We start from the raw sequence: 17878 nt of genomic DNA, 5'->3' as shown, positions 1-17878 counted from the left end.
GAGCATCTCCGGGTTCTGCGCCGGATACAGGAAGCTGATCAGGGTCTGGCCCTTGCCCATCAGCTCGACGCCATAGAAGCCGAGCTCCGGGTGCGGGCTCGGCGGGCGCACCTTCATCACGATGTCGGACGAGTGCCACAGCTCTTTCGGGTCCTCGACGACCTCGACGCCAGCGGCGCGGTACTGATCATCATCGAAGCTGGCCTCCAGGCCAGCACCGGATTCGATGGCGAGACTGAAGCCAAGCTTCTGCAGCTGGGTCGCCACCTCGGGCGTCAGCGCTACGCGCTTTTCGCCCTCGTCGATCTCCTTCGGGACGCCTATTCGCATCTTTTTGTTCTCCGAATTACAAGGGGTATTGATTCCGGCTTGCGTCGTCTCCTGCCGCAAGTGTCGGCAATCTAGCAGCTCGGACCATTTAACACAACATGTGTTATTATTTATGTTCCTTCTTGACCGAGTCGCGAGATACCCATGCACAAGCCCGGATCCGATAACATCAATGCCTTGCGCCGCGCTGGCGCGTGCAGCCAATTGACAATAGCCAGCGGTCGCGGCCGTCCAATAGGCGACCATGAAACGAAACGAGCAAGGCTGCTGTCGGCTGCCATAACCGTGCTGGCGCAGGAGGGTCATGTCGGCGCCTCGTTACGGAAGGTGGCGAAGCGCGCGGGGTGCACGACGGGAACCGTGACTTACTACTTCCGGAACAAGGAAGCGATGATCACGGCGATCGCTAAACGGCTGTTCGAGGAAATCGAGAAGCCACTGGAGGCAGGCCTGGAACCTGTCGACATCCGGGCCATCATCAACAGGTGCCTGAACTGGACCAGCAGCAACGATTCGGTCTCCTGGCTGGTACCCTTCCAACTGCTGGACTACGCTAGGCACGAACCCGTGTTTGCCGCCTATGTCCGAGAGCGGTACGGGCGGATTCGGGAACTTTTCACGTCCATTCTGACGCGGGCGCAGGCCCAGGGGCGGGTTCGCAACGACATACCCGCCGAGCTGCTCGCGGAGCAGCTCGGCGCGATCAGCGACGGCTGGATGATGATGTTTCCGATCGAGCCCGAAAGATTCCAGCCGACACGCATTCGCGCGTTGCTGGACGCCGCCATGGCCCTGATCGAGCCGCCATCGTCCAACAAGCCTGAAACGGGCGCCTCAGGGGAGTGACATCCCAAAATCTCGATATCACCTATCTCCCGCAGGAGCGACGCCTCGGTGCGAATGGTCTAGAGTTGTTCGCCGCGAGATGCGGCTCCTACAGGCGCTCGGAAGATCAGGGCGTAGAACACCGGCAGCACCACCATGGTGAGGACGGTCGCGAACAGCAGGCCGCCTATAATGGTGATCGCCATCGAAACGAAGAAGGCATCGAACACCAGTGGTATCATGCCCAGCCCGGTCGTCAGCGCCGCCATCGCCACAGGCCGCAGCCGGCTCGCTCCGGAGTCTAGGATCGCAGCGACCAGATCCTTGCCATTGCCGAGTTCGAGGTTGATCTCGTCGATCAGCACGATAGCGTTCTTGATCAGCATTCCGATCAGGCTCAGGAAGCCAAGCAGCGCCATGAAGCCGAACGGCTGGCCGGTGGCCAGCAGGCCCGCGGTCACGCCGATCACCGCCAGCGGAACACACAGCCAGATCACCAGCGGCTGACGCAATGAATTGAACATCATGACCGTGATCAGAATCATCGCGAAAATGAAGGCCGGAATGGTTGCCGCAAGACTGCCCTGGGCTTTACCGGAGTCTTCGTACTCGCCCCCCCACTCGAGCGTATAGCCCGGCGGCAACGGCAACGCCTCGACCCTTGGACGCAGACGCGCGAACAACTCACTGGCGGTGCCCTTGGCGGGGTCCGCAAAAACAGTGATCGTACGCTTGCGATCGCGACGCTGGACGATCTCGTCCTCGAACCGGGTATCGAACGATTGCACGACCTGGCGCAACGGGATCATCTGCTCGGCAACCGGACTCCACACCTGCAAATTCCCGAGGCTGTCGATACTATTACGCGACGCTTCGTCGGCCCGCACGACGATCGGCAGCAGAAGGTCGCCTTCACGATAAATCCCTGCCGTCACGCCCTGGAAGCCTTCCCTGATCGCCTCGGCAACCATCGGGCGGGTGATGCCGTTGACATTGGCCTGCTCCTCCGCCAACGTCGCCCGCACCACTTTCACCCGCTGTCTCCAATCGGTACGAATCGATTTGGCGCTGCTGTCGCTGCGATAGATCGCCTGCACCTCGTCGGCGAGCCGCCGCAGTTCATTCGGATCGGGTCCGCTCAACCGGGCCTGAATCTTCCCGGCTGTTCCGGTCCCGAGCTCGAACGGCGAAGCATAGACGAGCGCATCCGGAAACCGTTCGGTGATTTCGGCCTCGACCGCCGGCATCAGACCGGCAATATCCCGGTAATCATCCACACTCACCAGGAACTGCGCATAGCTGCTGTTGGGCTGCTCCGGCTGATAGGTCAACAGGAAGCGCAGCCCTCCCTGACCGATCGTGGTCGCGACCTGGCTGACTCCGTCCTGCCGCAGGAGTAATTGCTCCACTTTTTCGGCATCCCGGCGGGTGACGTCAAGATGAGTGCCCTGCGGCAGCCAGAGATCCACCATGAACTGCGGGCGTGTCGAACTCGGGAAGAAGCTCTGCTCCACCAACGTGAAACCCCATACCGCTACCGCGAACACCGCGGTAACCGTGGCCGTACTCAGGTAACGGTGGCGAATGCAGGCACGCAGCACCTGCTTGTAGCGACGATAAAAACCACCACTGAAGGGATCCGCATCCGACTCGCCAACCGGCGGGGATTTCAGGAACATAACGCACAGCAGCGGCGTCACGGTCACCGCCGTTACCCAGCTAAGCAGCAGGGATACCGCCACGACCTGAAACAGCGATCGGCAATACTCGCCGGTTGCATCACTCGAGGTGCCGATTGCGGCAAACGCGAGTATCGCGATCAGGGTCGCCCCCAGCAACGGCCAGGCCGACTGCTGGACAACGCCGCAGGCCGCCTGCTCGGCACTTTCGCCTTTTCGCATGCGGATCAAGACGCCGTCGACCACGACGATAGCGTTATCGACCAGCATACCCAGCGCGATGATCAGGGCGCCCAGCGATATCCGCTCGAGCGCGACGCCCATCGGATCCAGGAACAGAAACGACCCTATGATGGTCAGCACCAGCACGAAGCCGATCAACAACCCGCTGCGCAGCCCCATGAACAGCAGCAGCACGGCCACCACGATGGCAACGGCTTCCAGCAGGCTGTCGACGAACCCCGATATTGCCGTGGTAACCGCTTCCGACTGCAGTGATACGATGCCGAATTCCATGCCGACAGGGCGCCGACCCTCGAGCTCCGCCATTCGCGCCTGCAAGGCTTCGCCCATCCTGACGACGTTGCCGCCGGATACGGTGGAAATGCCAACGCCAATACCGGCCCGGCCGTCGAAGCGCATCTCGGCTTCCGGTGGATCGACGTAACCGCGCCGTACATTGGCGAGATCGCGCAGATAGAACTGCCGGCCGTCGTCACCACGTATCAGCAGCGATTCGAAGTCTGCAACCGACGCCAGTCCGCCCGACGGGGCCAGGGTGACGAACGCCGACCCCACACGGGCGCGGCCTGCATCCGCTACCACGCCTTTTTGTCTCAGCTCATCGATGATAAGGGATGAGGGGATACCGAGTTGCGACATCCGGTCACGGTTGAACTCGACATAAATCGCTTCTTTCCGTTCGCCGAACGTGGTGATCTTGCCGACGTCCTTCACCAACAACAGCTCGCGACGCAGGAAATCCACGTAATCCTTGATCTCCGCGTAGCTGTAGCCATCACCGGTGACCACGACGAAGACACTGTAGACATCGCCATAATCATCGATGACGATCGAAGGCCCGGCGCCGGGCGGCAGATCCTGCTGCGCATCTGCGACCTTTCGGCGCACCTCGTCCCAGACCTGGGGTAGCGTATCGCTGTCGTAGCGGTCCTTGACGGTAACCGTCAATGTCGACAGTCCACGCTCTGACTTGGAGCGCACGCGCTCCAGCTGCCCAAGTTGCTGCACGGCCGTTTCCAGACGGTCGCTGACCTCCTGTTCGACCTCGAACGCGGACGCACCGGCATAGGGGGTCACAACCAGCGCATCCTTGATGGTGAACTCGGGGTCTTCGAGACGGCTCATGCCGCTGAATGCCGACAACCCCGCGACGAACATCACGACCGTCAGTACCAGGGTGACCGTTCGATTCCTGATGGCAATGGCGGCAATATTCATTACTTAATTCTCCATCGGGTGCACGGAAAAGCCCTCGGTGAGGGTATGCACACCGGATACCGCGATACGTTCACCGGGCTCCAGTCCCTCCAGCACCTGGATACTGGCACCGGTCAGCTCACCGGTCGTGACCAAACGACGTGACACCACACCGGTCTGCTCGTCGTACACCCAGACGGAGGGCTTGTTATCGAATGTGGCGACGACGGCATCTGCGGGAATGAGCAAACCGGCTTCGGCGCCTTCCGCCGGCATCTTATAGACGACGCGCCCGGTCATGCCGGGACTGACGATCAAGCCATCCGGTGACTGGAAACCGACGGTCACCTCGAAGGTGCGCGTCACCGGGTCGGCCGTGCTGGCGAACTCAGTGATTCTGGCCGGTATCGGCTGGTCCGGCAGCGAGCTCAGTAAAACGCTGATATTGGCGTTGATCTCGATCTGAGCCGCGGAATCGACACGCTTGGCACGCACCCACTCGGACTCTGGCACGTTGACACGCATCTCCAGAGCCCCTTCGCTCTGGAGAATCATCACGGGTTGCTTGGCCTGTACATTGGCGAAGTCCTCCACCAGCATGCGCGCAACACGACCGGCAAAGGGCGCGCGCAGCACCGTATCGTCAACGGCCTTTTCCGCGCGCTGCAGCCCGGCCTCGGCGACCCGCAGGGCCCGCCGGGCACGGTCGAGTTCCTGGGCGGTGACGGCGTTCGCCTTGAACGCCCTGTTGTAGCGATTGAAATCGGCCCGTGCGGCACTGAGTTCCGCCAGGGCCCGATCCCGTTCTGCCTCGAAGTCTCGCGGATCAAGTCGGGCGAGAACCCTTCCCTCCTCGACCAGTTCGCCCTCGGTGACCGGCTTCTCGACAATTCTGCCGGAGACTTCAAACGCCATATCGGATTGCTGTGCCGCCATCACGCTGCCGGGAAACTCCAGCGTGCGAACCGATGCGGCTTCGCCCACCTTGAACAGTTTGACGGGACGCGAAACCGGGTCCGACATCGCTGGCGGCGTCTTATCACAACCGGACAGGCCCAGCGCCAACGTCAACAGGAGCAACGCCGGCGAGACGCGGCGAACGAGTCGGGTCATATGGGCATCCATAAAGGTATTCCGCAATTCTGGTTGAATGGAGCTAATGCTGTATTTTCGAAGTAGCTATCGCTGGAAGCCTGTTAGGCTCAAATCCAGCGACAGCGCCCTGCTGGGGACCGCGATGGGTCGTCAGAACAGAGCGCCCACCGCACCGAGCCTGTCGAAACCACCGGATCAACGGGCTGCAGGGGCAGCCTTGGCGCGAGCCAGCGCACCGTACGCGTAGTAAAGCTGGATCAAGGTGTAACCCCAGGTGGTCAGGGCGAAGATCATGAAGAGCATCTTGTCGTCGTCTCCCGGGATCGGAAAGAAGTCGTAGACAACGGCGATCGCCAGTCCGGCAGCGGCTCCCAGCGCCGTGAGCAACGCCTGGAACGATTCTTCTGCACGCAGCAACTGCCAAGTGAAGTAGACAAGATAGAGCGTGTAGCACGACCACATGATCAGGTAGAAGTATGGCAGCGGCCCTTGGACGAAGTCGGCCAGAACCAGCACGAAAGTGGAAGCAAACGTGATCCCGAAAATAACAAGGTCCTTGAAGACTGAGGGCTTGAAATTATGGCTGACGGCCATCAGACCAAGCACCGCCACAATCGGGATACCGAAACCGCGTGAAAATGCATCAAGAAAAAACGAAATGCTGTAGTTAACCTTCCAACCCGTAAAAAGGAATATCAGCAGGTTCGTGGCGGAAAAGGCGACGATCAGCCACTCGAAGCCAAGCAGGTAATTCTTCCTGTGCTTGACGAACTTGAAGCCATAAACAATGCCTGCGAGGATCAAAAACAGGCACGAAAGGATTCCGAAGATTTCTTTCATTTCCATGGTAGTACTCTCTGTCTGTTAGTTCTCGGCAGGGGCAAGTGCCGCGAGATAGTGGGCCAGCGCCCTGCGATCGTCCGCGGACAAGGTCGCGGCGATGGCGGACATCACGCCACCAGGGTCCTTGCGGCTCCCCTGTGCAAAGGCGTTCAGTTGCGCCAACAAATAGTCATGCCCCTGGCCGGCCAGTCGCGGAAACTGGTCATGCCCCATGAGATTGTCGCCGTGACAAGCTGCGCATCCGGCTGTCGCGGCAAGCTGTTCGCCCCGGGCAACCAGCGCGGCCTCCGGTTTGAAGGACCCGTTGCCGATGGCGGATTGCCTGGCGAAATACCCGGCCAGCTGCTGAATCTCATACTCGGTCAGCGTCATTGCCAGCGGCCCCATGTTCGGGTTGGAGCGCTCACCACTGGCAAAGCGCCTGAGCTGCGACGCGAGGTAGGGCGCCGGCTGGCCGGCCAGACTCGGATACCCCTGGTGCAGGGAGTGCCCCTGCCGGCCGTGACAGCCGATGCAGGCGTCTGTCAGACGCGGCCAGCTTCCGCTGTCAGCCTCCTTGGCTTCGGAAGAGGTGGCGATATGGTCCATCAGTCGATACAGTCCGAGGGCGTCACGACCGTAGCAAGCCAGCAACGCGACAAAACCTGCAACGACACCCAGCACGATCAGTTTCTTCATTTTCTTCTCCTACGCCTGTCGCAGGGCGTTCAGCACCTGCAGGGCACTCTGATGACCCGAGCGCACGGCACCGTCCATGTAACCGGCCCAGATATCGGCGGTTTCGGTGCCGGACCAGAACAGATTGCCGCAGGGCGGGTGCAGCGCCTCACCATGGGTGGACCAGAACCCCGGCGGAATGGCCGAAACACAGGTGAGCGACCAGGGATCGTGACGCCCCCAGTCCTGATCGTGGTAAGCCACTGGCTGCAAGGCTTCGTCGCCCCAGGCGCGGGCGAAGATGTCCATCAAGGTGCGCCTGGCGGTTTCATGATCCGAGGGCAGGTTGGCGTTGGAAATAAACGCATTGACGATGCCGATCTCGCCATCGGGCGGCGAATTGTCCCAGGCCCAGATGATGGGACCATCCAGCATCAGGATGTGACCGTTCAGTCCTTTCTCCCGCCAGAACGGGCGGGAATACACCATCGCAATCTTGCGCGCTGGGGAGTGCGCAGGCCAGGCACGCTGCAGCGCTGCACGCGCCGCCGGCAACGCCGGTTCGTACTCGATCTGGTTGCACAGCGCAGGATGGATAGCCATGATGACTTTGCGGGCGCGCACCCTTCCCTGGTCCGTATGCAGGGTGACGACCTCGCCATCCCAACCCGAAATCCTGCGGACCGGGCACTGCAGTCGAACCTGGTCACCCAGTACCCCGGCCATCTTGCTGCTGAGAATCTGCGAGCCGCCGATCAGGCGCGTGCCCTGGGCGCTATCCTTGATCGAATCGAGCTTTTCATAGTCGCAATCGGCCGAATTGATCATCGATAGATAATGCAGCAGGCCCATTTTGCTGACGGAAACTCCGCCAGTCAGTGTCAGGGCAGCATCCCAGCCGGACTGGTCCTCCGGCTGGACATTTTGTGTTGCCAACCAGTCACCGACCGAAAGCCGGTCCCACTCCGCGGCTTTCGGCGACTGCCAGGGCGCCCCGGAAGGCACTTCGTGGGACATCTCGCTCAGCTTGTCGGCGATGGTCATGTCGGTGCCGAAGGTGCCGCCGAGGTCGTACTCGAGTCGACCGTCGCCGCCCATGACGACGGTCCGCCCCTCGTAAAATTGCGGAAAAGTGCCGACGTCGAGCTGACGGGCAAGGTCTTGAACCGCTGTCTGACCAGGCCCGATCCACTGACCACCCACTTCCGAAACGTGGCCGTCGCCCACCTCGAAGTTGAGGGTACGTCCGCCGACTCGATCCCTGGCCTCCAGTACTAGAAACGAGCGGTTGCCCGCCAAATGCAGATCCCTGGCGGCCGTCAAACCGGCCAGACCTGCGCCGATAATAGCAACATCAAGGACATCCTCAGCATCATCGCCGGGCCGGGTGCTTTCGCTGGCACTTGCCAGTCCTGAGCACAGACCAAAGCCACCTATGGCCGCCGAGGCGCCAGCGAATTTCAGCATCTGCCGTCGTTTGAGATCGAGATAAGGTGTTGAGGTGCGTTTGCCAGCCATACTCCTAGCCTCCCACTGTCATTGTTGGCGTTGCGCCTGGCGGTCAAACGTCACGGTCGATTGCCGCTCCGGTATTGAGCTGGAATGCGCAACCGATACGCCGCCCGTTGGCGCGGGTGTATTTCTGCTTTATGTATTCAGGGCCGCGCGCTTGCGACGAAGCCTGGCCGCCTGCTCAGCAACTGGGTCCCGAACATGATCAGCCACAGCGGGAACACCAGCACGACGACGACCAGCAGCGCTCTGTTGACCTCGTCCAGTTGCGCAAAGAATCCCGTCACGAAAAAGAGGCCAAAACACCAGCCCACCAGCGTCAACGGCCAGAGAATGGATTTGCCCCAACCCGCCGCCTTGAGCTGTTTGCCGACGACCAAACCCCAGAACAGAACCACGGGGCCTTCGCACCACCAGAGCCCCTTCTGGCTGCCAATGGCAATGCTGCTCCAGGCCGCTTCAGCTGCCGCCCTGGCTGCCGCATCGCCGGCTGCGTGAAGGTCTGCCAGCGGGTGCAGCGTCGCCAGCTGCAGGCTCGCGCCAGTGACGCCCAGCATCACGTAAAGGAGAATCGCCAACACCGCCATATCCCCCAGGGGGCCGGCCTGTTCACGAAAACTGGCCCAGAAATAGCCGCCGATGACGACCATCGGCAGATAAAAACCCAGTACATCCGCAAACATCGAATAACGGAACAGTTCACGCGTCTCGGCCGGCAGACTCAGCATCGCGGCACCATCGAACGTCATTCGCATGTCGCCCTGGGTCACCATCAGCATGAAAGCCACATTCAGGTAGGCGAAGATGCCGCCCACAATTGCGGCCCAGGCCGTTAAACGCACTACTTCTATAGATCGGGTATTCATACTGTCTCCGCGAGCTGCCACGGCATAAAAGCCGAAACCATGGATGCGGGACGCACGCAAGAGGTCGCCCGCTTTTCAATTGCCAATATTCAGAGCCTGCGCCCGGCGATGCTTTTCGCCGGGTGTCAGGCCCGCTTCCGGACCTTGCGGTTGATGCGGTCGTCGAGCATGTTCGTCATCGCGAGCGCCGACTTGACGGCGCACCACTGCAATGGTTCGGGTAGCGTCGACGGCGTCTTGTGGCGCAGAGCCGACAGCAGCGGATGTTCGCTACCGCGAATCCGTTCGGCCAGCAGCAACCCCATGAGCGACTGGGTGGCGACGCCGTGCCCGCTGCAGCCGGCGGTATGGAGTATGTTTTGTTGGGCGCCGGTTTCGCCGACCACCGGCAGCGCGTCGTAGGCCATGCTGACATAGCCGCTCCAGCAGGCGCGGATGCCCAGTCCCCGCAGCGTCGGAAAGCGCTCGTTCAGCGCCCCGGCCAGCGCACCATAGGCGGCGGCGTCCGGCACGTTCGGCGTTTGCGAGCCGTAGGCGTAATCGAGCCGTTTGGTGGTGACGAGCAGCGTATTGCGGGCGGTCAGGCGATGGCTCTCCATGGTCCAGTGCGCGGTAATCAGGCCTTCCCGTCCAGGCCACCCCAGGGTGTCCAGCTGTGCCGCGGACAGCGGGTCGGTCTCGATGGCCGACACCCGCAGCGGTACTACCTTGTCGCGCAGCAGGCCGAGCTGCGGCGTGTAGGCGTTGGTGGCCAGCACCAGGTAGGGGGCGCTCACGCTGCCCCGTTCCGTGACGCACTTAACAATCGAGCCTTCGCTGTAAGACAGCAGCGGCGTGTTCTCATAAAGCTTCACGCCCGCGTCGAGCGCCGCCCGCCTGAGCCCCATCACGTATTTCCCGGGATCGAGCGTGCCACCGTGCTGCTGGGCATAGCCGAACAGAAACGCCGGTGGAATTCCACGCGCGCGCATCTCGGCCCGGTCCAGGAACTGCGTTTTGGACCCGAGCTCAAGGCCGAGCTGCATGGCTTTGCGGACTTTCTTCTCCTGGGACGGATGGACGCCGACGCGGATGTTCCCCGAGGCGTTGTAATCGCAGTCGATGCCAAGCTCCGCGAGCCGCCTTTCCACGTAGGTGACGCCCTCGTCGTAGAAGCTCACAATCTGCCTGGCTTTTTCGTGACCGACCCTTTTGTGGAAGAACTCGAACTCGATACCCAGGCTGCCGCCGAGGTAACCGGCATTACGCCCGCTGGCGCCGAAACCGGCGAAGTCGCGTTCGAGAACGACGACCTCCGCCCCGCCCGCGGCCAGTTCCAGCGCCGTGGACAGCCCGGCGAAACCGGCGCCGACCACGACGACATCGGCGCTGATGTCACCCTCGAGTGCGGGCTGAAGGTCGGTCGGCTTTTCCACCCAACCGCCGAGGGAGCGATAGGCCCCGGTCACGGTATCGACGTTAGCCTCAAGTACCTTGTTCATGACTTTCTACCTCAGACCTTGCTCAGTATATGGACCGCGACGGCCGCCTCCTCCACGCCCTGGAGCCCGCCGCCGTTTTCCTGGATGGCGTGGCGCGCACCCTCGACCTGGCGGGGGCCCGCCTCACCACGCAGCTGGGTGGTCAGCTCGAACAGCTGACCGATACCGGTGGCACCGAGCGGGTGACCCTTGGATTCGAGGCCGCCGGACGGATTGATCGGGATGCGGCCGCCGACGGTGAAGTCGCCGCGCTCGGCGCAGGGGCCACCCAGGCCGAGGGGGGCCAGCCCCAGGTTCTCCGCCTGGATGATTTCGCCCATGGCCGAGGCGTCATGCACCTCTGCGACGTCCATATCCTCCGGGGCGAGGCCGGAGATCTCGTACGCCTGCAGCGCCGCCTGGCGGCTGACGTGCAGCTGCGGCGCCTCGATACCGCGATGGGTGAAGCTGCGGATTACGCTGGCGGCGATCCGCACGCAACGCTTCGGGTCGGCACCGAGGCGTTTCAGACCCGCCTCGGTACAGAGGATCGCCGCCGCGGCGCCGTCGGTCATCGGCGCGCACATCGGCAACGTGATCGGATAGGTGATCGGCGGCGCCGCCAGCACTTCGTCGACAGTGAAGGCCTTGCGGAACTGCGAGTAAGGGTTGTGCACCGAGTGGCCGTGGTTCTTGGAGCAGACCGCCGCAATCTGCCGCTGGGTGGTGCCGTAGGTCTTCATGTGCCAGCGGCACATGGCGGCGTAGATGTCCATGAACTTGCTGTACGGACGGTCGGACCGCGACCCCGGCGGAGGCACGACGCCTTCCCCCATTTTCACCAGGGTTTCGTAGTTCTCCTCGGCGCTGGAAACGTCCCAGCCCGCCTCGAACAGCGCCAGGGTTTTCAGCTTGTCGTCGACCACCATCTTCTCGGCGCCCAGCGCCAGCGCCACGTCGGTCGTGCCGGCGCGCAGGCTCTGCACGGCCAGATTGACGGCAGAGCTGCCGGACGCACAGGCGTTTTCGACGTTGTAGATCGGCACCCCTTCGATGCCGATCTTGCTCATCACCACCTGGCCCGGGATCGACAGCTGCCCCTGCAGGTGCCCGTTGGTGATGCCGGAATAGAAGACGACGCCGATATCGGTGCGTTGGGCGCCGGCATCAGTCAGGGCGCCGTTGAGCGCCTCCTGTGCCAGATCCTGAAGACTGCGCCCGGGGTGACGCCCGAACTCGGTCATGGCGATACCGGCGATATAAATCGGTTCCATTGGCTAACTCCTCAGATCTGCCGGTTGGCGCCCTGCCAGTAGCGGGCGCGCAGGTCCTTCTTCAGCACCTTGCCGACGGGGCTGCGCGGCAGGGACTCGACGAAGTCGACGCTTTTCGGCGCCTTCACCGAGCCGAGCCGGTCCTTGCACAACGCGATCAGCGCCTGAGCGTCGGCGGTTTGGCCTTCGTTCAACTCGATGACCGCCTTGACCGCCTCGCCCCAGGTGTCGTCCGGCACGCCGATCACCGCGCAGTCGCGCACGGCGGGATGGCCCCAGAGCACCTGCTCGACCTCGCTCGGGTAGACGTTGAAACCGCCCGAGATGATCATGTCCTTCTTGCGGTCAGTGATGTGCAGGTAGCCGTCGGCATCGAGATGCCCGATATCGCCGGTGTGCAGCCAGCCGTCGATCAGGGTCTCGGCGGTTTTCTGCGGGTCCTTGTAGTACCCCTTCATGATCAGGTCACCGCGCACGCAGATCTCGCCGGTTTCGCCCCGGGCGAGAATCTCGTTGTCGTCGTTCATGATCTCGACGCGGATCAGCGGGTTGGGCCGCCCGACGGAGGACAGCCGCTCGTCACCGGCAAGCTGACCGTCCACGAAGTGCTCGCCCGGCGTCAGGTGGGCGATGGCGCCCGGCGCCTCGGTCTGGCCGTAGCCTTCCATCATCACCGGTCCGAACACCTCCACGGCCTGGCGCAGCTTCTCGACCGACATCGGCGCGGCACCGTAGAGGAAGTAATGCAGCGACGAGAAGTCGACCTTCTTGTTCAGGTCGGGAATATCGAGCAGCCGGTAGATGACGGTCGGCGGCAGGAAGAATTCCGTCACCCCGTAGGCGGGGATCGCCGCGAGCAGCAGCTGCGGGTCCGGCTTGGTGATGACGACCACCGTGCCGCCCCGGGCCGTGCAGGGCATCGACAGCATGCCGGCGGTATGGGTCATCGGCGCCGCCGCCAGGTTGACCGGCCGAACGTCGGACGGATAGGGCGTATTGATCATGAAGTGCGCAAAGCTGGTCTGCACGCTGCGGTGCGTGTTCATCACGCCCTTGGGCAGGCCGGTGGTTCCCCCGGTCGGGCCGAGCCAGATCACGTCGTCCGGGTCGACGACCACCTGCGGGTCCTTTGCCGGCTGCTGCGCGATAAAGCGTTCCAGCGACTCGGCGCCCTCGACCTCAGCGTCGATACAGACCCACTGGCGGACCTTGGGCAGCTGCGGTCGCAGCGCTTCCACGGTCTCGGCGAACTGGCGCTGGAAGAACAGCACCTCGCAGTCGAAGGCGTCCAGCACGTAGCGGTTGTCCTCGGGCGCGTTGAGGGCCCCTACCGGAATCCAGCACAGGTTGGCGCGCCACAGACCCAGCGCGCACAGCCAGGCGGTCACATCGTTGGTCGCCCAGACCGCGCCCTTGACGCCAGACGTGAAGCCCTTCGCCAGCAGCGCGTTGGCGATGCGGCAGGACATTTCCCCCGCCTCGGTAAAGGTCGTGACCTCGCCGTCCTGGATATAGGCCGCGCCATCAGGGTTGCTGCGCCAGCCGCGGTCGAAGAAATCGATAATCGCCATGTCCGCCTCCTCAGAGCTCTTTCACCGATGCGCGCGCCAGACCGCGCTGCTCCAGGAAGCCCAGCATGTAGTGGTGCCCGAACGCCTGCGACGACGACGCGAAACCCGCCTTGTTCAGGTCGTTGTCCAGCAGCTTCGCCACCGCCGCCGCGTGCAACGCCCCGGTCGCGATGTACGGCGTGATGCCGTGTACCGTCGCCCGCACCGACGTCAGCTGACCCCGGCCGATCGCGAAGTCCACCGTGCGCTGCAGCGTGCTGCGCTCGCGCGGCGGCATCGCCGGCGTCGTCGAGTCCACCAGGTTCTGGATCACCGCGTCCTGCTGCTCCTTCGGCAGGTGCTTGTACTCCGTCTCCCACTTCTCGCCCAGGCCATGGACCATCTTCATCACCGGGTTGTCGTAGAAGCCGACGCAGGACATGCAGCTGCGCACCCGACCGTCGCGCTCGAAGAACACCGGCAGCGAGGTGCCGCCCCAGGGAAGACAGAACACCGACTCCAGCAGGTCCGGACAGACGACGTTGAAGCTCGAGCTGGGCGCGTACGGCACCAATTCCTTCTCCCACAGGTAGGCGCCCGGGTGACGCATGCCCTCGAAGATGGTGGCGGTCGATCCGACGGTCACCCCGGCGGCGCCGACGCGCGGCCCACGGGTCAGGGTCGCCGTCTCCAGGGAATCTACCCCCGGGGTTTCCAGCGCCAGTTCCGCCGCGATTTCGGCGTAGGTGTACATGTAGGCCAGCGACGGCGACAGCAGCAGCCCCGCCTGACGATAGAGTTCGCCGAATTCATCGCGCAGCGCCTTGATGTGCGCCTGCTCCCCCGCCGGATCCAGGTAGTGGCAGCCCGCCTTCAGCGCCGCTTCCACCGCCGTCAGGCCGAAGTTGACGAAGGGGCCGACGGTGTTGCAGACCACCTTGGCGCCCTTGAACACCTCGACCAGCGCCTCGACCTCGTGCGCGCACTCGACGATCTCGTAGGTGGCGGACTCCAGCCCCACCACCCGCTGCGCCATCATTTCGCGGGCGCGGCCGGCGTTGCGGGCGACCGCGGTAAACGGAATGTGCTGGTCGATCAGCCAGTCCATGATCAGCATGCCGGTGTAGCCACTGGCGCCGTAAACAACAACTGGATATTTAGCCATCGAGTGCTCCTCGCTTCTTATTGATGATCGGTGTTGGGTGGATGCAATGGACGATCAAGGTCCCGTGAGCGAAGGCGGGTCTCCAGGGGAATCCTGTGAGGTCCGCCTCGGCGCTCTCGCGATTGGCTGCATCATAACAAGGCGTTTTTATTTTACGCAACACTTGTTATGTATTTATTTTTTGGCCTGTCCGGAAATGCTCTACGCCACAGCCCCGCTCAGGAGGCGAGGTGTCAGATGGCTAAGCCAATTTATCATAACATCTGTTGCGTTAATATTATCCAGCTGATAGGCTCAACGTCGATAGCGTGTTCAGCGGCGTGAAAACCCGGCAAAAGCAGCACATTGCGGGCGCTTTCACACAGGTCCGCGCTTCCCCACCCAGAACGCCCCCACCGGGAGAACAGGACAATGGCAATAGAACGTTTTTCGCTGGAAGGAAAAGTTGCGCTCGTCACAGGCGCATCAAGCGGTATCGGTTACCGTCTGGCCCAGGGCCTGGCGGCAGCCGGAGCCACCGTGGTGGCCGCGGCCCGTCGGGTCGAACGGCTAGAAGCACTGGTCAGCGGCATCAACGGCGCCGGTGGCCGCGCGATTGCCGTTGCGCTTGATGTGACTTCGCCCGAGAGCGTGCGCAGCGCCTTCGACGCCGCCAACGCCGAAGTCGGTCTGTGCGATATCATCGTCAACAATGCCGGCATCGCGGCCCCGCGCCCCTTTCTGGACATCGACGAAGCGTCGCTGGACAGCGTGCTGGATACGAACCTGAAGGGGGTCTGGCACGTGTCCCAGGAGGCCGCGCGCCGCCTGGTGGAAGCCCAGCGACCGGGGTCCATCGTCAATATCGCCTCAGTGCTTGGCCTCGGCGCCAAACCGAGCTACAGCACCTACGCCACCTCAAAGGGCGCAGTCCTTCAGTTGACGCGATCGCTCGCGAACGACCTGATGCGCTACGGCATTCGTGTCAACGCCGTCGCCCCCGGCTGGTTCGAAACCGAGATGAATGCGGACTTTTTCGCCAGCGAGAAAGGCCAGGCCTACATTCACACCATGCCCGCGCGACGCCTGGGCCAGCTCGACGAACTGATAGGGCCTGTCATGCTGCTCGCCAGCGACGCCGGCTCATTCGTAAACGGTGCGGTTTTACCCGTGGACGGCGCCCTTCACACCCGGCTGATCTAGGGAGCCCATGAATAAGCCCCTAGTAAGGGCGTACAGGACCAACACCGTCGCGCCGGATAGATTGGAAAACTATAATGAACCAGTACGCAACTATCGCTCTGAGTCATACACTCCCCAAAGAAATGGTCGCTCTGTTGGCGCCTCTCGGCCATACAAGGATCGTGCGCGGAGAGGTCTCACATGGAACTCGAATTTTTGTCTGCGGTACCGGGGATCCGATCGACGGAAGCCTGATCAGGCGATTACCCGCTTCGGTCCAGCTCATCGCGGTCGCCGGCTCCGAAACTGACCGTATCGATCTGGAGGCCGCCCGAGCCTGCGGTATCAAGGTCAGCAATACACCGTTGAATGCGCGCAGCGTTCCGTTGAGCCTGATAGCCAATATTGCGGCGTTCATCGACCGCGGCTTCCCACTCGATCGCGTCTGCTTGCATGCGCCACTTCGGCCCCCGCGCCAGGCACTAAGGAACGAAAACTCTCATTTGAATGTTATTACCCGAGAATAAACGTATTCACGACATGAATAATGTTGCGATCGGAGTCATTGCCCATGCGTCTCTCCCGGGTTGACCTGAACCTTTTTATCGTTTTCGACACCATTTATAACGTCCGCAACTTGACGCGTACGGCTGAAATATTGTCGATTACCCAACCCGCGGTCAGTAATGCGCTTTCGAGACTGCGCAAGACCTTTGACGACCAACTTTTCGTTCGCACACCCAAGGCCATGGTGCCTACACCGGTAGCCGACAATATCGCCGTTCAGGTTCGCGAAGCCTTGCAATTGCTGAACCTGAGCATCCAGGAAGGCAATCACTTCAGCCCGGGAACATCGGACAAGGTGTTTCGTCTCAGTATGAACGATCTGCCGGAAGCCTTATTGCTGCCGGCGCTCGAGGAGAAACTGCAGGCCAGCGCGCCAGGCCTGGGCATCCAAAGCCACTACCACAGCAGGAAGGAGTTCCCGGATGCACTCGCAAGCGGCACCCTCGACCTGGCGATCGATGTGCCACTGCTGAACGACCCCCAACTGTGCCATCAACCTTTGTTCACTGACGAGTATGTCTGCATGGTCCGCAACGACCACCCACTGGTGGGTGAGGAACTGACACTGGAAACCTACCTGGCACTGGGACATATATTGGTATCGAGCCGCCCAAGTGGAGTTGGGCAGGTTGATGCCGCCGTCAACAACCTTGGACTGGCCCGCAAAATCAAGCTACGCGTCAAGCACTATATGGTCGCTCCGTTGGTAGCACTGCGCACCGATTTGGCCCTGACCGTACCGTCGCGCCTCGCCAGACAGTATGACGCCCGCATACTCAAACTGCCGTTTGATATGCCTCCGCTTGAATGGCATCTGTACTGGCATAAAAGCGCAGACCTGGATCAGGCCAATCGCTGGTTTCGGGAACAGCTTCTGAAATGAAACCTTCAACCAGATTGACATACGAGCAGGCCATTATCGTCGATTATATATGCCTATAAATAAAATAAAGTTACGGATTCTTCTTAAATTATTTAAATTAATCCTGTCGCCAACCTCACCCCAAGGCGCACTCCAGGTTTCAGGAACGAAAGCTTGGATTCCCATCTTCAGCGGCCGCGATTTAAACTCCACCCTGCACCAAGTGATCACTTAAGGGCAGTTTACGCGGCCGTTTTTTTATTATTACTTTTGTAATCGCTGGGCTTGTTTTCATAAACGGATTTTACCGAACCAATCGCACTGCGGCCGGCCTTCCAGACGTAACCCTATGGACAAAAGCGCGTTCCAACCAACCCTGAGTTCAGAAGATGAAAAGAATTCGAAGGGAAAATCAAGAATCGAGAAGCAGGTGCACCTGTATTATAAGCCAAGAACAGACAGCAGAAATAATGCCTGATCGGGAATAACCATCAAGCACAGGAGGATTTTCTGAGAGCGGGTAGCGGGAATCGAACCCGCCTCGCAAGCTTGGGAAGCTCGAGTAATAACCACTATACGATACCCGCCGAGC

General features: G+C 61.6%; 14 protein-coding genes, 1 tRNA gene and 1 pseudogene. 4 read left to right on the top strand and 12 right to left on the bottom strand.

What is annotated here, in order from left to right:
- Nucleotides 1–330 (bottom strand): annotated as a pseudogene (pntA, locus tag IEX85_RS20745) (Re/Si-specific NAD(P)(+) transhydrogenase subunit alpha); the annotation flags it as partial.
- A gap of 144 nt (nt 331–474) precedes the next feature.
- Here pntA and IEX85_RS20740 point away from each other — a divergent pair.
- Nucleotides 475–1176, top strand: a complete 702-nt coding sequence (locus IEX85_RS20740; protein ID WP_188862544.1) for a TetR/AcrR family transcriptional regulator — start codon at nt 475–477, stop codon at nt 1174–1176.
- A gap of 59 nt (nt 1177–1235) precedes the next feature.
- Here the strand turns inward: IEX85_RS20740 and IEX85_RS20735 are convergent, their stop codons facing one another.
- From IEX85_RS20735 to IEX85_RS20690, 10 genes are all read right to left on the bottom strand, one after another.
- Nucleotides 1236–4295, bottom strand: a complete 3060-nt coding sequence (locus tag IEX85_RS20735; RefSeq protein WP_188862543.1) for an efflux RND transporter permease subunit — start codon at nt 4293–4295, stop codon at nt 1236–1238.
- A gap of 3 nt (nt 4296–4298) precedes the next feature.
- Nucleotides 4299–5387 carry an efflux RND transporter periplasmic adaptor subunit gene (locus IEX85_RS20730; RefSeq protein ID WP_188862542.1) on the bottom strand — a complete coding sequence of 363 codons (1089 nt, stop codon included), beginning with the start codon at nt 5385–5387 and terminating at the stop codon, nt 4299–4301.
- Between the two features lie 177 nt (nt 5388–5564).
- Nucleotides 5565–6215: a hypothetical protein gene (locus IEX85_RS20725; protein ID WP_188862541.1), complete on the bottom strand. Its 651-nt coding sequence runs from the start codon at nt 6213–6215 to the stop codon at nt 5565–5567.
- A gap of 18 nt (nt 6216–6233) precedes the next feature.
- Complete coding sequence (locus tag IEX85_RS20720) at nt 6234–6890, bottom strand: c-type cytochrome (RefSeq protein ID WP_188862540.1); 657 nt, start codon at nt 6888–6890, stop codon at nt 6234–6236.
- 9 nt (nt 6891–6899) lie between these two features.
- Nucleotides 6900–8387 carry a flavin monoamine oxidase family protein gene (locus IEX85_RS20715; protein ID WP_188862539.1) on the bottom strand — a complete coding sequence of 496 codons (1488 nt, stop codon included), beginning with the start codon at nt 8385–8387 and terminating at the stop codon, nt 6900–6902.
- Between the two features lie 137 nt (nt 8388–8524).
- Entirely contained in the window at nt 8525–9196 is a 672-nt protein-coding gene (locus IEX85_RS20710) for a hypothetical protein (RefSeq protein ID WP_229722038.1), read from the bottom strand.
- A 176-nt stretch (nt 9197–9372) separates the two neighbouring features.
- The gene (locus tag IEX85_RS20705; protein ID WP_188862538.1) at nt 9373–10728 is read right to left on the bottom strand and encodes an NAD(P)/FAD-dependent oxidoreductase; all 1356 of its coding nucleotides are present in this window, start codon (nt 10726–10728) and stop codon (nt 9373–9375) included.
- An 11-nt stretch (nt 10729–10739) separates the two neighbouring features.
- Complete coding sequence (locus IEX85_RS20700) at nt 10740–11981, bottom strand: thiolase family protein (protein ID WP_188862537.1); 1242 nt, start codon at nt 11979–11981, stop codon at nt 10740–10742.
- Between the two features lie 11 nt (nt 11982–11992).
- Nucleotides 11993–13552 carry an AMP-binding protein gene (locus IEX85_RS20695; protein WP_188862536.1) on the bottom strand — a complete coding sequence of 520 codons (1560 nt, stop codon included), beginning with the start codon at nt 13550–13552 and terminating at the stop codon, nt 11993–11995.
- 10 nt (nt 13553–13562) lie between these two features.
- Nucleotides 13563–14696, bottom strand: a complete 1134-nt coding sequence (locus IEX85_RS20690) for a saccharopine dehydrogenase family protein (protein WP_188862535.1) — start codon at nt 14694–14696, stop codon at nt 13563–13565.
- A 411-nt stretch (nt 14697–15107) separates the two neighbouring features.
- Here IEX85_RS20690 and IEX85_RS20685 point away from each other — a divergent pair, with 411 nt between their 5' ends.
- The 3 genes from IEX85_RS20685 (at nt 15108) to IEX85_RS20675 (ending at nt 17307) form a co-directional block, all read left to right on the top strand.
- Nucleotides 15108–15878 (top strand): SDR family NAD(P)-dependent oxidoreductase, encoded by a 771-nt coding sequence (locus tag IEX85_RS20685; RefSeq protein WP_188862534.1) that lies wholly within the window; start codon nt 15108–15110, stop codon nt 15876–15878.
- A gap of 74 nt (nt 15879–15952) precedes the next feature.
- Nucleotides 15953–16384: a Rossmann-fold NAD(P)-binding domain-containing protein gene (locus IEX85_RS20680; RefSeq protein ID WP_188862533.1), complete on the top strand. Its 432-nt coding sequence runs from the start codon at nt 15953–15955 to the stop codon at nt 16382–16384.
- A 44-nt stretch (nt 16385–16428) separates the two neighbouring features.
- The gene (locus IEX85_RS20675; RefSeq protein ID WP_188862532.1) at nt 16429–17307 is read left to right on the top strand and encodes a LysR family transcriptional regulator; all 879 of its coding nucleotides are present in this window, start codon (nt 16429–16431) and stop codon (nt 17305–17307) included.
- A 494-nt stretch (nt 17308–17801) separates the two neighbouring features.
- Here the strand turns inward: IEX85_RS20675 and IEX85_RS20670 are convergent.
- Nucleotides 17802–17873, bottom strand: a tRNA-Gly gene (locus tag IEX85_RS20670).
- Between the last annotated feature and the right edge of the window lie 5 nt (nt 17874–17878).

This window comes from Marinobacterium nitratireducens (assembly GCF_014645375.1).
Taxonomy (GTDB): Bacteria; Pseudomonadota; Gammaproteobacteria; order Pseudomonadales; family Balneatricaceae; genus Marinobacterium_A; species Marinobacterium_A nitratireducens.
Note: the sequence above shows the minus strand (reverse complement) of the source record. Positions and strands in the feature narration are given on the sequence as shown.